The organism is Sphingobacterium sp. UBA865 (assembly GCF_002295765.1).
Classification (GTDB): Bacteria; Bacteroidota; Bacteroidia; order Sphingobacteriales; family Sphingobacteriaceae; genus Sphingobacterium; species Sphingobacterium multivorum.
This window is the reverse complement of record NZ_DBGB01000036.1, coordinates 125,203-142,188: the sequence shown is the minus strand read 5'-3', so window position 1 is coordinate 142,188 and position 16,986 is coordinate 125,203. Positions and strand designations below refer to the sequence as shown.

General features: G+C 36.1%; 17 protein-coding genes and 1 pseudogene. 2 read left to right on the top strand and 16 right to left on the bottom strand.

The window, feature by feature from the left end; genetic code table 11:
- Positions 1 to 19: 19 nt before the first annotated feature.
- From B2O97_RS25275 to B2O97_RS20005, 6 genes and pseudogenes are all read right to left on the bottom strand, one after another.
- Positions 20 to 133: pseudogene (locus B2O97_RS25275) on the bottom strand (SIR2 family protein); the annotation flags it as partial.
- A gap of 47 nt (positions 134 to 180) precedes the next feature.
- On the bottom strand, positions 181 to 420 hold the full coding sequence (locus B2O97_RS20025) for a hypothetical protein (protein WP_286768011.1): 240 nt from the start codon (positions 418 to 420) through the stop codon (positions 181 to 183).
- A 49-nt stretch (positions 421 to 469) separates the two neighbouring features.
- Positions 470 to 994, bottom strand: a complete 525-nt coding sequence (locus tag B2O97_RS20020) for a hypothetical protein (RefSeq protein WP_286768010.1) — start codon at positions 992 to 994, stop codon at positions 470 to 472.
- Positions 991 to 1,929 (bottom strand): hypothetical protein, encoded by a 939-nt coding sequence (locus B2O97_RS20015; protein ID WP_286768009.1) that lies wholly within the window; start codon positions 1,927 to 1,929, stop codon positions 991 to 993. The genes B2O97_RS20020 and B2O97_RS20015 overlap by 4 nt, the downstream gene beginning before the upstream one ends.
- 379 nt (positions 1,930 to 2,308) lie before the next feature.
- On the bottom strand, positions 2,309 to 2,611 hold the full coding sequence (locus tag B2O97_RS20010) for a hypothetical protein (RefSeq protein ID WP_286768008.1): 303 nt from the start codon (positions 2,609 to 2,611) through the stop codon (positions 2,309 to 2,311).
- Between the two features lie 92 nt (positions 2,612 to 2,703).
- A complete protein-coding gene (locus tag B2O97_RS20005) occupies positions 2,704 to 3,297 on the bottom strand; it encodes a hypothetical protein (protein ID WP_286768007.1) in 594 nt (197 codons plus the stop codon).
- Positions 3,298 to 3,505: 208 nt separating this feature from the next.
- On the opposite strand from B2O97_RS20005, the gene B2O97_RS20000 reads away from it, so the two are divergent.
- Positions 3,506 to 5,137, top strand: coding sequence for a GDSL-type esterase/lipase family protein (locus tag B2O97_RS20000; RefSeq protein WP_286768006.1), 1,632 nt, complete (start codon positions 3,506 to 3,508; stop codon positions 5,135 to 5,137).
- Between the two features lie 26 nt (positions 5,138 to 5,163).
- On the opposite strand, the gene nagA is transcribed toward B2O97_RS20000, so the two are convergent.
- The 10 genes from nagA to B2O97_RS19950 all read right to left on the bottom strand — a co-directional run bounded on the left by nagA (position 5,164) and on the right by B2O97_RS19950 (position 15,849).
- Complete coding sequence (nagA, locus tag B2O97_RS19995; RefSeq protein ID WP_286768005.1) at positions 5,164 to 6,360, bottom strand: N-acetylglucosamine-6-phosphate deacetylase; 1,197 nt, start codon at positions 6,358 to 6,360, stop codon at positions 5,164 to 5,166.
- Positions 6,341 to 7,621, bottom strand: a complete 1,281-nt coding sequence (locus B2O97_RS19990; RefSeq protein WP_286768004.1) for a sugar MFS transporter — start codon at positions 7,619 to 7,621, stop codon at positions 6,341 to 6,343. The genes nagA and B2O97_RS19990 overlap by 20 nt, the downstream gene beginning before the upstream one ends.
- Positions 7,622 to 7,628: 7 nt before the next feature.
- Positions 7,629 to 8,693 carry a hypothetical protein gene (locus B2O97_RS19985; RefSeq protein ID WP_286768003.1) on the bottom strand — a complete coding sequence of 355 codons (1,065 nt, stop codon included), beginning with the start codon at positions 8,691 to 8,693 and terminating at the stop codon, positions 7,629 to 7,631.
- A gap of 156 nt (positions 8,694 to 8,849) precedes the next feature.
- On the bottom strand, positions 8,850 to 10,220 hold the full coding sequence (locus B2O97_RS19980; protein WP_286768002.1) for a hypothetical protein: 1,371 nt from the start codon (positions 10,218 to 10,220) through the stop codon (positions 8,850 to 8,852).
- 7 nt (positions 10,221 to 10,227) lie between these two features.
- Positions 10,228 to 11,307, bottom strand: coding sequence for a dipeptidase (locus tag B2O97_RS19975; protein ID WP_286768001.1), 1,080 nt, complete (start codon positions 11,305 to 11,307; stop codon positions 10,228 to 10,230).
- Positions 11,304 to 12,158 carry a 3-hydroxyacyl-CoA dehydrogenase family protein gene (locus B2O97_RS19970; protein WP_286768000.1) on the bottom strand — a complete coding sequence of 285 codons (855 nt, stop codon included), beginning with the start codon at positions 12,156 to 12,158 and terminating at the stop codon, positions 11,304 to 11,306. The genes B2O97_RS19975 and B2O97_RS19970 overlap by 4 nt, the downstream gene beginning before the upstream one ends.
- 1 nt (position 12,159) lies before the next feature.
- Complete coding sequence (locus tag B2O97_RS19965) at positions 12,160 to 13,470, bottom strand: aspartate aminotransferase family protein (RefSeq protein ID WP_286767999.1); 1,311 nt, start codon at positions 13,468 to 13,470, stop codon at positions 12,160 to 12,162.
- Between the two features lie 20 nt (positions 13,471 to 13,490).
- Positions 13,491 to 14,438, bottom strand: a complete 948-nt coding sequence (locus tag B2O97_RS19960) for a 3-hydroxyacyl-CoA dehydrogenase family protein (protein WP_286767998.1) — start codon at positions 14,436 to 14,438, stop codon at positions 13,491 to 13,493.
- Complete coding sequence (locus B2O97_RS19955; protein ID WP_286767997.1) at positions 14,438 to 14,839, bottom strand: RidA family protein; 402 nt, start codon at positions 14,837 to 14,839, stop codon at positions 14,438 to 14,440. The genes B2O97_RS19960 and B2O97_RS19955 overlap by 1 nt, the downstream gene beginning before the upstream one ends.
- 122 nt (positions 14,840 to 14,961) lie before the next feature.
- A complete protein-coding gene (locus B2O97_RS19950) occupies positions 14,962 to 15,849 on the bottom strand; it encodes an AraC family transcriptional regulator (protein ID WP_286767996.1) in 888 nt (295 codons plus the stop codon).
- A 94-nt stretch (positions 15,850 to 15,943) separates the two neighbouring features.
- Between B2O97_RS19950 and B2O97_RS19945 the strand changes: the two genes are divergently transcribed.
- A complete protein-coding gene (locus B2O97_RS19945) occupies positions 15,944 to 16,960 on the top strand; it encodes a LacI family DNA-binding transcriptional regulator (protein ID WP_286767995.1) in 1,017 nt (338 codons plus the stop codon).
- The last annotated feature ends 26 nt before the right edge of the window (positions 16,961 to 16,986 follow it).

Genomic DNA, 16,986 nt, shown 5'->3' with positions numbered 1-16,986 from the left:
TGTACTTTTGTCGGAATATTCAGTCTTTAAGTAAGATTTTGATTCTCCCCAAAATGTAATCTAAATTTGGGTCGTCAAAGCTAAACCCAATGAACAAAAACGTTTTTGATAGTAAATCTCCTCTTAAGGCCGTTGAGAATAATTCTTTCTTATCATTGTATGTTTCATAATCATCTTTGGTTAATACGGCTTTTGGACTCTTAAAAAATTGATTTTTTCTTCAATGTCAATATCTGAACGACCATTTTTCCAAATGTTTGCCTGTTTATAAGGGTCTCTTAAACCTTCTGTTAATAGAAAGTCGACACCTTTACTCTCACAGCTTCTTAATAGAAGGGTGACTTTAAAAGCAAAACTTGGATCTACTCCGTTTAATACCATTTTGCTCCGTCTCCTATACTTCAATTTTAGTGTTTGCATATACTAAAATTTAATAACTTCAAACATCCATTAAAATGTTCTTTTTTAGCTAATGGTTGTCTTTGTACACTTTTGAATTAGAAAAGTATGCACTGATTTTTGTTGCGTAAAATATAATTATAATGGATAATAGTAATTTAATACCTTGAGTGACAAGGTTACTAAATTCAAATCCTCTATTTAGAACGTCATTCTGAACTAAATATATGTATTTAAACAGATTCACTATAAAGCTTGGTAATGATAAAATAACCAAAGTGATACCAATTAAGATAAATCCAAATCTATATGCTTCAAATTTATTGCAAGCTAATGCTTTATCATCTGTAGGATCATCTTTAATAAAAAAATGTACAAATACTTCTGATTTTAGTAGGAAAACAAAGGCGATCAATAATTGTAGAATCAAATTAGACCAAAGAATAAGAAGAACCGAATTCTGTTCATTCATGTTTGTACCGTTAATTGATACAGCATTATATAACAATAATTCTTTAGTTGAATTGATACTAAATAAAACTAGAAATATTCCTAGGATTTTTATTGAAATATCAAATAGATCCGTTTTTTTCATGGTTGAATATTTTTATTTTTTATTGACCTTATGCTATTAATCCTTTTGTTTTTGTCAAATCCTACCTCTAGACTAAATTTTTCTATACCTTTTCTGCCACCTTGATATTTGTAATTCAGAAAAACATAATCTTCGGAGTATGTCGCTAATTTCTCAATCTGATTTATAAATACCATGTCTTCACTTTGATTAAATTGTTTAGAAAGATTTTGCCAATCACTTTGATTAATTCTCCCATTTAATCTTTGGGTAATGTAGTAGGAAACATTTTCTAATTCATTATTTTTTACTTTTTTATAGAACTCTTTGAAGTTTGAGTCCAGCTCTAATAGTTCATTTTTATTTAGAAGCCAAGATCTCCTCTTACTTAAATATACATTAATCTTATAAAATGGCTTTTTGGCTGCAACATTTAGAGGTAAATCTATCAGTTTTAAAGATGACTTAATCGAAATCGAATCATTTACTTTCCATGAATTTGATTGTATTATATTAACAAATTCTTTTTTTAAATCGTCGGGTGTATAATAGCCCTCTTGTTTACCAATTCCATGCCTTTCAGTAATTTCTTTTACTAGATTTTCATATTTTAAGCACATTGCATAAATAAATTCTTTTGGTTTATTGCTCTGAGTAACTGTCTGAAAATTGCTGGTATCCCAGTCATATTGTATTTCTGCGAGGGCAGAGTCTTTTTTAAATGTTGTATAAAAAACTAATAGATTAGGAATAGTATTTTGCTCTCTTTGGAATATAATTGGTTGATTCCAACTGGCAACTGTCATAATTTTTGCAGTTGGCAGAAAAATTGCATTTCCCATTTCTTTTTCTTTAGCTAGAAAATGCTGTAGCTTTTGGTTTATATCCGTATCTATCAATTCTTGTGATAGAACAAAATTAGGGATTAGGAGCAAAAGGATAATAAAATGTTTCATTTAGATTTTTCGATAGTATTTGATTAAATATGTCAACAGCTTTTTTATGATATTTAAGGTTTGCGGACATGTATTTTATCCCCAATGTTTCATTGATAATCTCTAAAATAATCTTATGAAAGCCAATTTTGTTGTTTGTAATTTTTATATCAGTGAAATTACTAAAAATTAAATGTTTAATTTTGCTTATTTGATCTTTGACAAAAACATCCTGATATACGATAAAAAGTACTGAACAATGAATTTTTATCATAAAAATTTCATCAAAATATCTTGTTGTAAGAAGTAGCTTTGACAATATATTTCGGATATAAAAAAAAAGCCACTCCCTTCCGGAAATGGCTCAAAATAAATATCTATAAACTTAAAAAGTATTTGATTACAGCTTTTCGATCTCTTCGATAGAAAGACCGGTGCCTTTAGCAATATCAGCAATAGGTAAACCCATTTTCTTAAACTCCAATGCAATGGCAATAGCTTCTTCACGCTTTCCTTTTTCAATGCCTTTCTGAATTCCTTTTTTTTCAGCTTTATCTAATAAATATTCTTGAGTGCCCATAGTATCGCTCCTTCCTATTTTTGTTTCTAATTCTTTTTCAAACTTAGATAAATTGCCTACAAAAAGCAATTTATCGATCTCTCCTCTGCCATTAAGGACTAATCTATTGAGGAAATATACCAAAACTTCCTCATTATCAAAACTTACGTAGTAAGTTAGGAACCGTAATGAGCTATGCTCATTACAGCATCATATCCTATTAAAAAAAAATTAAATCAATGATAATCATATAACCCTTGTCGCGTATCCTTATCCATCTCCCGGTTTATCATTTCATCATAAAGATCGTGTTTAATCGCTTTCAGGCCTTCGTCGCTTATTTTCTTGTTCTTGATAGCCAAAAGAGCAGTAAGAACAATTACAGAAAATGGATTCTTATTTGATCGCAATACCGACTCTTGCTGATCCATGATTTTGTAACTGTTAAAATCATAGCGCAATGACGTGCCCATAAATTCTTGCCTATATACCTCCGGCCGATAGCGTCCATTTTCATCGGCCAGAATAGCTATAGCCGTAATAGGAACTTTATAACGATCCCATATTCTATAAAAATAGCGAAACATGCGCTCGGCCAAATCACCATTTCCTTTGCTGCTCTGTATCTCCACATGGCAGAGCACAAACTGTTCGCTCCCATCATTTAAATAGACTTTGACGAGCTTATCGACATAACGAACTCCCTTACCGTTACTTTCCGGAGGAATTAATTGCTCAAACTCTTTGTCAAGATAATCAAAGGGTCTAATTGCCAAAAACTCTGCATTATTATTTACCGTTCCCAAGAGCCCGTCGAATGACTTTCTCATATCGCAAAAACCATCGTAAAGATAAAAGCGGTGTGATGACGCGTCAAAGAGAAAGCAATGAGAGGCCTGTTGCCAACTCGTCAAATTGAAAAATTGTATCAATTATGAAAAGAATAATAGCATCTGTACCTCGCCATTACTCTTATCTTTGACAGATAGTAGGCAATAAATAAAGAAACTATAGTTAACACTAATATTGGTGCATGATATGAAACAATTACTCAAGATAACCTTACTTACTTTTTACTTATCGATTGGGAAAATTGGATTTACTCAAGAAATACCTTGGGATAATACAACAAACATAATATGGGACAAAGTTTTTCACGAAGTCACCATACCCTCCAGTATAGATAACACGAACCAACAGGCTTACTTTTTTAAATCTACAAAACAAAGACCTCAGCCGTTAATTATCAGCTTACATACTTGGAGTGGCGATTTTCGCCAAAAAGACCCTTTAACAAAAGAAATTGTGGCGAGAAATTGGAATTACATACATCCAGATTTTAGGGGAGCTAACCTAACACCTAAATCGATGGGTAGTCCGTTTACCATAAGCGATATTAAGGATGCGATCGATTATGCCATTAAGCACGGAAATGTCGACACAAGTGAAATTCATATTATTGGCGTATCAGGGGGAGGATTTGCCACCCTTTGTACCTATATGCAATTAGATTATCCGATCAAATCATTCTCTGCCTGGGCACCTATTTCAGATATTGAAGCCTGGTACTGGGAATCCATTGGACGCGGTAAAAAATATGCAAATGATATTGTGTCTGCATTAGGAGGCGAATTTAAAGCGGCCGAGGCTAGAAAGCGTTCTCCACTATTCCAAAATTACCCTAAATATACACGAGAAAAATCCGCTTTATATATTTATGAAGGTATACACGATGGGTACACCGGATCTGTGCCTATTACACAGTCCATAAATATGTATAATCGCTTGATAGCAGAACAAAAATATCAGGTAAGAAACATAGATAGTATCAGTTTATTTGCTGCTTCTGACCAAGATTTGGTTTCAGATCGCGAAATCATTGATCTTTTGACAAAACGAACGATATCCTCCGAACAGATAGAAAAAAAGCTGTTCGACAGAAAAGTATATTTGGAAAGGCACACAGAATATATCCATCTAACCATTTTCGATGGTTCTCATGAACAATTACCACAAGCTCTTGCTTGCATTCCTGTACAACAAATTGACCCCAGTCCTTATCAGATTTTAACAATTGGGGATTCTAATGGCCAGGTCAAAGGAGGATGGGTAGATCAACTAAAACATGATCTACCAAATGCTAAAATCATTAATATTTCAGCGTCTGGGCGAACAATAGGATTTGATCCTGAGGGCAATGCAGAAGGTAATGCCTTGAGAAATATAGATCGCTATTTAGTAGAAGCAAGAGAAAAAAGCAATGAGACTCCCTATGACTTTATTGTTGTCTGTTTAGGAACAAATGATACTAAGGTCGAATTTAAAGATCGACAAAGTGAAATTTCAAAAAATTTATCTTCTCTTCTGACTAAGATTAAAGCGCATAGCATTGCGACAAAAAGCACGCGTTTACTCTACGTGAGCCCGCCTCCCATTGTCGCAAAAAGTGCCAAATACTTAAATAGTGACAAAAGGTTAGCAACGCTGCTACCCCAGTTAAAAGCAACAGCTTCTGCACTTGGATTTGAGTTTGTAGACACTTACCACCCTCTTCTAGGAATCTTCGATTACTATGCAGAAGATGGTCTTCATATGTCTGAAGGTGGTCAAGCTATTTTAGCTTCCCAAATTATCACCGTGATGGAAAAATCTCCAAAAAATAAAAAATAATACTTTTCCTATTAGCGTTAGGAATGTTAAATGCTATTTCTGTAAATAACATTCCCTTCAACTACCGTTAGTTTAACCCTAATATCTTTATCAAATAGAATGACATTAGCGATCTTTCCCACTGATATACTCCCCAACATATGATCGACACCTATAACCTGAGCGGGATTAATTGTTAACATTTTCACTGCATCAGGCAACGTTACACCCGCAACATTAACCATTGTTCTGACCAATCGATCGGCAGTAGCAACGCTTCCAGCAAATGAACTACGATCAGGTAATTTGGCAACTTCCTGTTCGATTATAACGTTCAATCCATCTTTCCTATCCCCAAGTTTACTACATGTGTCCTTTGTACCCGCAGCACGCATTGCATCTGTCACCAATACGATACGATCCACGGTTTTCACTTTGACAATCAATTTTAAAAAAGGTTCTGGTAAATGAACGCCATCTGCAATGATCTCAGCTGTAATTTCATCAAGTAATAAGCAGCTTTCAATTGCTCCGGCATAACGAAATGCGTCTTTACGAACCATACCCGACATACCCGAGTATAAATGAGTAGCTAATTTATATCCCGCATCCAAACCTCTCAGGATATCTTCATACAGCGCATCGGTATGTGCCAAAGATGGGATAATGCCAAATTTGAGTAGCTCTTTTCCAAAAGCCAACGCACCATTTAATTCGGGTGCCGCACTCCAACGCGCTATTAAAGGTGCATATTTTTGTAAAATAGGCATATACTCATTGGGGTCAGGATCCCGTATATATTTGGGGTCTTGTGCCCCCCGCTGATTTAAAGCGAAATATGGACCTTCTAAATGTAATCCTAAAAAACGTGAGCGAAACGCCCCATTTTTCATAAAAGAGCGATAGGTTTCCAGCAGCACTGTTAAATGTTCCGGATTGCTGGTCAATGAAGTAGGTAACATAGACGTAGTTCCATAACGCGCATGAACATCTGCGATATGCTGATATTCTTCCAAATTACAGTCCATAAAATCAAAGCCACCACCCCCATGAACATGAATATCAATAAAACCGGCAGATAAATACAACCCTTGAGCATCAATGACATGATATCCCGAACTACGTTCGATCATGTCATCTAGAAAAATCGTCTTAATCTTACCATCTTTAATAACTATCCCTCCAAGCGCAATAGTGCCACAAGGCAAAATTAATTTTGCATTTTTAATGATCATTCCAAGCATATATTTTAAAACCTTTAAATGCATAAAAACATATATAAATAAAACAGGGAATCAAGACTACATAAGCTAACTGAAGACCAATATAATCTGCAATAGCACCATAAATTAATGGCAAGATAGCATTCCCAGCTAGCCCCATAATTAATAGCGCAGACGCTTGCCCCGAAAGATTTCCTAAATTTTTTAAGGCCAATGGCCAAATACTTGCCCATATTAGTGCATTTGGCAAACCTAAGGCACTAATTAGTAAAACACTTAAATGCATATCGATCGTAAACCAATCTATATGAATATCAATGACTACGATCAAGAATGAAATAATTACGCCCAAAATAGAGCAAATTTTTAGAGCCGCCGATTGTGAAATAAATTTAGGGATCAAAACAATACCTAGAATATAACCTAAAATTGTACAAGTTAATGTATAGGAAGGCAACAACTTACAATCCTCTAACGAAATTGTGGTATGCATTCCATAATTGATAATGGTATCTACAGCGATTACTTGGGTACCTACATGTAAAAAAATCGCCACAAAGCCCAACACTAAATTAGGATATTTAAATAAAGCTTTAAAAGAAGGTTTTTGATCCGTAGAGCTTTCTTCAGAAAGATTAATTTCTGGCAAGGAACTTTTGTAGATAAAGAACCCAACAATAATTAGCAAAATAGAAAGCGCTGCATAAGGTGGAATAACGCGCAATATCAGTTGATCCAAATAGAACACTCTTTCTTCATCAGAAAGTAGAGGTATTGATTTAAATGCCATTTCATCCCCTTTTCGGATCAGGATAAGAGAAAATAAATAAGGCGCTATTATACCCGCAAATTTATTACAAATCCCCATTACACTTATCCTTTGCGCCGCTCTTTCCGGATTACCGATCGTTGTAATATACAAATTGGCTATCGGTTGCAATATCGCTAAACCACTTCCTAATGCAAACAATCCAAACAAAAACAAACTGTAATTTCTTAAATATGCTGCCGGCAAGAATAAGAGCGAACCAAAAGCCATGATCATAAACCCAAACCATATTCCCTTCTTATAACCAATCTTTTTCACAAGAAATGAAGAAGGCATAGAAACAAAAAAATAAGAGATGTAAAAAGAAAAGGCAACTAAGTAAGATTCAAAATGAGATAGCTCACAGGCAATTTTGAAATAAGGGATTAAAATAGCATTCACCCACGACAAGAAACCAAAAGTGAAAAATAATACCCCTAAAATTAAAATGGAAGATTTAGTGTTTGCTTGCATAAGAACTTTAAAATTGCAATTTCATACTATCCCCCAATAATTCTATTGACTTCAAAATATCTTTACGATAAACTTCTGTGGTAGGTCTCCAATTAGTCTGAATGAAACCTAATAAATATTTATCACCGATATGTTGCTTGGCGAACTTGACTGTTTCTACCGCACTTTTTTCTGCTCGATACACTCCTGAAGTATGTTCATAATATCCCGCTGTCGGAATTTGATCAAATCCATTTTCCTCAAGTTTCAGATAGGTTTTGATAGCTATATCATTTAAATTTGAAAAATCATCTTTATAATACCAATTGCTTTGAATAACTTCTTTAGGCATTTTACGAAAAAAAGACTCTGGATAATCCCATGCATAATCAGACCAAATCCAAGGCCTGGCATTATACCTTCCTAATAAATCTACAAAATAATATAAATCTTTCCACCATAAGTCATTCTGCCTTAATACAACATAATCATAAAATCGTTGATTACGATAATCCTCTTCATCATATCCAATATGGAAAAAACGGGGGCTTTCAAAAATTTCTACGACTTCTTCCACTAAATCCTTGCATACTTGATAATATAAATCCGTGGATAACATATGAGAATATTTACCCAACCAAGCATCATGTCCTGCCGAAAAATTCAATTTAGGAATAGGTTCAATACCCAAAGCTTTTAATTTTTTAATTTCAGCTTTCAGCCGCTCTACTGACCAAGCATTTTTCACAGCAATTTCAGGATGACTTTCATATAGAATGGCATCCCCCAAATCTAGTAATACCATATTCATTCCGTAATGATGCATTCTGATGACACAATCGTTCCATAGGGCATCGCTTACACGCAATTTCTCATCAAATACCCTAGCTTTGATCGTCGGATCTAAGCTTGCACTTAAACGATTATGATCCTCCCAAAGATTAAAGCTCAAATGAATTAGATTACACCAAATTTTACTATTTTTGGTCAATGGCTCAACATGTAAAGTTGAGCCAATTATATGCTCATTAGCAAATAGACTAACACCACCAGCCGCTATTATATTCTTTAAAAAATTTCTTCTCGTATTCATCGTTCATAAAGATTAAGGTTTATTAGGAATAAAACTATCAAAATCCCCTTACATTATATGATACAGTATTTAGCAATACATGTATTTTTATTCAATTAATAGCGCGTGCGGCCACCTACTTTACAAAGCAAGGCTAATTCCTAAAGTGTAGCGATTTCATAATGTGCAATTTTTTTCAATCAATCTTTTCAGTGCTTTTGTAATTTTTTCTTCAGCATCCGTTGCCAAATAAGAGGTACGACAACGCCAAGTTTCATATCCGCCCATTTTTATATCGTCCGCTGGAGGCACATAGCCTACATAATCATTTGCTAAACAAATTGTAAAATAGGCGTATTCTTTTTGAATACTTTTCAGAAAAACACCAGATTTACTAAAAAATTCCCCCCCCAATGCCCCAATGATACCTTGGCCGATTCTAAATACCTGAATAGGAAATTGAATCAGATCGGGAAAATCAAACAATAATACCTGTTCTCTGGCATAAAGATCAATAAGTCCCTGCGCATTCAATCTAAAGTTTCCAATATCCGCTTGTTGGAAAATCGCTTTAGAACGATTATACTCCTCCAAAGAAGGCTTGCGCGTTGAAACCTCAATCTCTTCATAAAAAACATTCAAATCCACCCTGTTCTCCCAACGTACCTCCTTTAAATTTTCACTTAACTTTTTAGCTAACGAAGCACCTATCCATTTACTTTTCTCACCAATGCCCTCTGGAAAAGAATTGGCTCCTAAAAAATCCCATATATTTACATCACCACTCGTGCCATTGGTCATCACACCAACGAAATCATTTGTACAAGATACTCGGTCAAGCAAGCTTTCTTCAAAAGCGGCAAAATAATCTCCCGCAATCATCCCAGGAGTAAAATCTCCTACATAATGTAAATTATAATTTGCCAACACAGCCTTGATCTTATGTTGCTGATCGCGTATAATAAGATAGGACAGCTGCGTATCAGGCTGACCATTACTGCAATCAATATAGCTTTCATCTCCAATTGGATTTGTTTTTATTTCATCAATCTTGCCATCCACTGGACTTCTTGACACATAGTGTTCTTTCATTCTATACCTACGGATCAAGAGAAAATCAGGAACTTCTATTGAACCATATCCGATTGACACCGGCTGTAATTGATTTAATGCTAGACGTACTGATTCCAAGATCTTATTTTTGAGCATAACCCGATAGCCCTCATCAGCATGTCCCAATAGAATAGAGCAAGCTGCTCCCCCCGTGTGAATATGCGTACTCGAAATTAAGACCGATCCATTATTGATCCCTGTATCACAAAAAATAGCATCTTTCACATCGTCCAAAAACTCACGTCGCATAGCACAGGTATCCACCACGACAAAGACAATCTGTTGAAAGGAATTCGATAAAATGATCGTACGAACAAAAATATCTTGATAAATATCCGTTACATACCTCGTATTAAATTCACCGTTGATCAATGAGCCATATGATGGTGTTATGTTAACTTTGGCAGTCCCTGCATATAGAAAATTACTTATCATATCTTATTTAAAGTGCCTTTTCTAAAAAAAACAACAAATTCTTACAAAAAATATGGTCAATATCTAGGTCTGAATAACCTCTATTCTGAAGGATATACTCAAATTTTTGCAAATCTGCGATAGAATCCATATCCCAAGGAGTCTGTTCAGTTCCAAAAATACCATCTAAATCACTCCCAATAGCAATATGATTTATATTTCCTGCGATTTGGCAGATGTGATCCCAATGGTCCACCAGTTTCTCCAGTTTAATATCTAATTGCCAAGGGTCTGATACCGCATCTATAAAACGAATATCCATTGCCCAGCAGTCCAGCATACCACCGATAACAGCTCCTCGATCGATTAATAACTTAATCTGCTCATCAGTTAACTGCCTTTGGTTCGGAACCAACTTTCGCACATTATGATGGCTCGCCCAAATAGGCCCGTCATAAACATCGATTGCCTGTTTAAACCCCTCATCAGTCAAATGAGTTACGTCAAGAATCATGTTTAGTTTAGTCATTTCTTTCATTAGGCTAAATCCCTCTGGATTTATTTCGCCTGACATCTTTGTACCAGGCGCATATCGGCCCGGACCAAAATGAGATAAACCCAAAGCCCTTAACCCGTACGCATGAGCCTCGTACAAATAATCCACATTCACTAAAGAATCAGCACCTTCAAGACTGAGGACATAACCAATTGGCTTGGTTAAATCGTCTATTGTTTCGTCTTCCCATAACTGCCAATGTTGGCGTAGATCAGCTGCAGTACGTATTTGAACCATTTCGCCAAGTTTTTCCATCTCCCTGTACCAGCACAGTTGCGCCTGTGTTGCTGCCCAAGCTTGCTGTGGTGAATTATATCCCGACAACGCAGTACCAAAAGCATTCACCCGACCCAGTTGAGTAGCGATCACCACAGCGATTTTACCCTTACGCAATTCAGGAAGACAAACCGTATTTTTCCCTCTATCAGGCTTGTCTTTCATATGCATTTCAGCTGTCCGTATATGATCCAAGCTTTTCGATAAGTCGCGGTTCCATTCGAGAGCATTCATCGCAAGATCAAGATGGGCATCAATAATCAGTCTTTTCTTCATACGTCAACGATATTATCTTGCATGGTTTGAAATTGAGCTATTATTTGTTTCATTTCAATCGTAAATTCTTTAAACTTATTTAGCATGTGTTGCTTACCATCGTCATCATAGGTGTAAAAACCTCTTCCATTTGAAACCCCATCTCCCCCCTGAGACAATACTTGCTGAGCGAAGGGAGGAAATTGTACATTCTTAGCAAGCTCAGGATTCAAGTCATACATTACCCTTCCATAAGCATATACACCCATCAAATCCATGTATCTAAAGTTCCCGACAAAGGGAATATAAAAACCCGCATCATTTCTGCACGCACGATCGACACTCTCTATATCAGCATACCCTTGATCCACCAAAAACATCCCTTCTCGTACAATTGCTGCAAACAGTCGTTCACCAATACTAAAACCACAGGTAGATACGACCGTTCGTTTTAACCAATCCGCTTTTGTAATTGCGGTTATCCGCTCGACTAGATGAGCAGCAGTATCGCCATTACTTATTAACTCTAAAAAATAGTTAGATTCAATCGGGAAGCTCCATTTTACACCGATCAGGCGATTATGATAACACAGCCTTTTCTGAAATGTTGATAGCATTTGAGACTCCAGATTAATCAAAATCGGAATCTCTGGGCCAATGATCTGACCGAGACATTCCAAAGCATGCAACTTCTCCTCCGTTTCTTTTTCAGAATGAAAAATAATTAATTCAAGTTTCTGAATAATCTTCATCGGCAAATCCCATACGCTGTCAAAGACAACGCAATCTTCAGCATTATTCTCTAAAAATTCCTGGATATTTATCACCCATTTTCCATCACCAATGATCACTATGTTTCGCTGACTGTTCATTTCATTTAAGTTTAAAATTTCGAAAAACTTTTTCAACACCTGTTAATGCTTCCTCAATATCTGCGAGCGTATGGACAGCCGAGATATACCAGAGTCCTCGGCTCAATATTCGGACCCCCAGCTCTTGCAATGAATTAACAAATTCAGTCAGCATCACCTTATCTCCGTTTAGCGTATCACGGTATTCATACGATTTTTTAAGATTAGAAAAAGTCGTACTAAATACTGGACCAGGGCCTTCAATTAATAATGGAATATCATATCGAGTCGCAATATCATTGATTCCATTCATTAATTTCTTACCTAGGCCATACATCCTGTGATATGTATTTGGGTCATTTTCCAAAACTTGAATTGTCGCTAATGCAGCGGCAACTGTACTATTACAAGCATTCATTGTTCCAGCATGTATTACCTTTGATTGCGTAATCACTTCCATCCACTCATCTTTTCCAACGATAGCACTTATCGGATGTCCACTTCCTAATGCTTTGGCAAAAATTGACAAGTCTGGCTTGATATTGAAATACCCTTGTGCTCCAGACAGTGACAATCGAAACCCTGTAATCACCTCATCAAAAATAAGGGCTATCCCATACTGATCACATAAATCGCGAATTCCTTGCAAATACGAATTTTTAGGCATAATACAACCATTATTACACATTACTGGCTCCATAATGATCGCCGCAATTTCCTTTCCACTCACAGCTAATAAATTTTCTACAAGCTGTAGATCATTCCAAGGTAAAACAAAAAAATCATGACGACTATTTTCCGAAAGCCCCTGCGACCAAGGAAAAAAATTGGGATCTTTTCTGTCCCCCAACGCAGCTATAGACGAAGCACTAAAACCATAGGCGACGTTATCCATCCATCCATGATAATGGCCTTCAAAGCGTAAGAATTTTTGCCGCCCAGTCTTAGCTCTTGCAATTCGAAAAGCTGTTTGAACAGCTTCCGACCCATCTAGGCAAAACCTAATTTTTTCAGCACTAGGAATAATTTCACAGATTTTTTCAGCGAGCTCAACCTCTTTAAAATGCTGACCGGCGAACAATTGACCAAGGGAACTATAATTATCAATTTCTGCCTGAACATAAGGGTGTGCATGCCCAACAATAAGTGGCCCTTGGCTTAAGGAAAAGTCCACATAAGCATTGCCATCTACATCAAAAATACGGCTCCCTACCCCATGAGAAAAAAAAAGCGCATGCGGATAACTATACTTTCGAAATTCAGAGGAGACACCACCAGCCATAACTCGCTCCGCCCGTAGTAAGAGTTCGGCAGATTTACTATAATTTTTCATTCTCTATATTAAAAATTAAATTAATACTTTTTGGACAATTGAAAAATTGTCAAGTTAAACTGTTCAAACAAATGAGCCCACTGCTTTGCAGATTCTTTCGAATAGGGATATAGCCCATTCAAATTATGAATGCCTCGCATATGACTTTGTACAGATTCTTGCATAACAGGAGGAACATATTCATATACATATAATTCTTGAAAGCCTTTGGATAATGTCTTCAGAACATGCTGAGTACCTAAGTAATCAATACGTCTAAAAATCCCCATAAAAGATATCCAGGCCCCAAAATCGTGTTTGAATAATTCATCTGCATATTCGAAAGTAGTGAATCCATCATTTATCAAACCAAGCGCTTCACGATAAACGGCATACATTAATCTATTGGTTATAAAACCACGAATATCCTTTTTTAACAATGTTGGTTCTTTACCCCACTGATGAGCGATCTGATACATTAGATTTGCCCTCGTCATATCTGTTTTATCGCCACAAGTTATCTCCAAGAATCGGGTTGCATAAGCGGGCTCCGCCCAATGAATTCCCAAAAAATTAGCTGGATTTTTAACAAACTGCTGTAATTGACTAATCGGTATGGCAGACGTATTAGAAGCGATAGTACAAGTAGTAGCTACAACTGCTTCAATCTTTGTATAGACATTTTTTTTTATTTCCAAATCTTCGATCACACATTCCTGAACAAAGAAGCAGTTCTTTAATGCTAAAAAATCTTCTGTCAACAGTAACATTGTTTCCAAATCAGGCAGTTTCCCTAGCATATAATAATCTTGGTGAGCATTCGCGAGCAACTTTTTCAAATCGTATTTAGCTTTTTCAATTTCCCCCTCCAATAGACCAATACCAACAACTTTATAGCCCGAAAACAATAAAGAGAGTATAATACTTGTACCCATCAATCCCAGTCCAACCACCCCAATTTGACCATTATCTATATGCTGAGCCCCCATTATTCGTCTTTTTTAGGGGCAATCCACGCTACACAGTCAATTTCAATTTTAATACCCGCTGCCAACACAGATTGGACTGTAGTCCTTGCTGGTTTCAAATCATTAAAAAACTGTGCATAAACATTATTGAAGCGATCAAAATCGCTTATATCAGCCAAATGCACAGTCGCTTTAATAATATTGGATGCCGTGGCTCCAGCTTGCCCCAAAATGAGCAATATATTTTCCATTGTCCTCACCGTTTCATCTTCAACCGATCCCAACACAAACGCTGATTTTTTAAAATCTACTGCTGCCTGGCCACTGACATAGATAAAATCACCAATCTGAACCGCATCAGTGTAAGCACCCGTTTCAAAATTTAAATCCCTATCCGGATGATGATAAATTTTTCTTTCCATATTATTGTATTTTTAGTATACCCAAAACTACAGGATAGCTTAAAATACAACTGTTACGATATTACGTAAACATGATATTATCTACCATAAACGCAAAAATCTAAAAGCCCAACAGAAAGACATTAAGACAGCGTTTGAACGAGAATCTTTTCTTGCACTACCTTTCTATATTCAGAAGGAGACATACCTTTCAATCGTTTAAATTGCCTATTGAAGTTTGCCAAATTATTAAAACCACATTGATAAGCAGCCAAAACAATCGGTGTTTGATTACTTCTTAAGAGGGTACAAACATGTGCTACTCGCACGGCATTCAGATAGGCCACGAACGTCATCCTAAATTGATCTTTAAAATAATTACAAAAAGCTGTAACAGACATACAAGCCATACCAGCGACCTCTTTTAAGCAGATATCTCGATAAAAATTAATCTTTATAAATGCCATAATTTTGGCATATCGATCATTATACGTATGATCACTGATCTGATAATTAGGACTAGCCAAAACTTGAATTTCCTTTTCTTCAACAGCGCAGATTAGCATATCAAAAATTGAAAACAAAGAAGAAAGACGTTGCAAACCCGTTTGGTTAACCATATTACACATAATCGCTTCTATTTTTGACCGACAATTCCCAAATATAACTAGCCCACGCTTCGCTAAATAAAAAACCTCCCTTAGTCGATTCATTTCCATTATGGAAAAAATATTTACATTCAAAAAATCTTCGGTGAAGTGTATCACGACTGCTTCAGACCTGTTGCCGTCTTCGAGACGCTCATTATTCGACCAAATATGAGGAATTCCGGGAGCCATGAAAACGAGATCTCCAGCGTCAAAAGAGCCGATATGATCTCCTACCATTCTTTTTCCAGCACTTTTTTTCACCAACACAATTTCGTATTCTGGATGATAATGCCAGGGACATGGAAAATAAGGACCCTTTTCAGTATATACAATAAAAGACTTATCTAATTCTTTTGGTAAACGACATTCTATTGCTTTCATATTTATAATTTTTTGAAATATAATATCATTTCATTTTTGTATTTTTAAATCAGAGAGCCATTCCAATGAGCCCTAATTATAGCTCCTTTATGATATGAAAAACAGAGAAACGATAAACATAAAATACATTGCTGAACTTTTAAAAATTTCCACTTCGACCGTATCTCGAGCATTCAGAAATACCCATGATATAAATCCTGCGACAAAAGACCGCGTGTTGAATCTGGCTAATTCATTAAACTACAAACCCAACCCGAGTGCTTCTGCATTAGCCTCTGGATCAACCAAAACGATTGGTGTTATTATCCCATCCGTACAAAACTTCTACTTTTCGACCGTCATCTCAGGTATCCAATCCAAAGCATTTGCAGAAGGCTATAATGTTATACTCTACATTTCAAATGACCATCCTGATGATGAAGCTCGTTTATTAGAGAATTTATCGTTGGGGCATATAGATGGCTTACTCATCTCTATATCATCAGAAAAAAATATCCCCTATTTTGAGCGATTAATTGAATTGAAGTTTCCGCTCGTATTTTTCGACCGTGTACCTCACATCATTCAAGCGACCAAAGTCATGCAAGATGATTTTCAAGGCGCATATGACGCCACTAAATTTCTGATTGACAAAGGCTATCAATCAATAGCCCATATTTCTGGCCCAAAAGAAATGGCTCTTGTTCAAAGCAGATATGCAGGTTTTAAACAAGCTATGCAAGATCACCGATTGGATATTGATTCCGAACTCATTGTTTTTTCTGCTTTTAACCGTCAATCTGGGTTTGACGACACCAATAAAATATTAGCGTCAACAAATAAACCCGATGCGATATTTGCTGTTAATGACTCCAAAGCGATCGGTTCCATATTAGCTTTAAAGAAGAAAAACATCGTCGTCGGTTCAGAGATCGGCGTTATTGGTTTTACAAATGACCCTATTGGTGAAATCATAGAACCCGCATTGACCACGATAGAAGAACCCGCATTCCAAATAGGACAAGAGAGTTGTCATCTGCTCCTACGACATATAAAACATACAGACTTTGAAGTGAGAGACCTCATATTACCCAATAAACTAATTATTCGTTCTTCGACCAAAACAGAGTAAATAGAAAGAAGCATACTAGGCTCCCT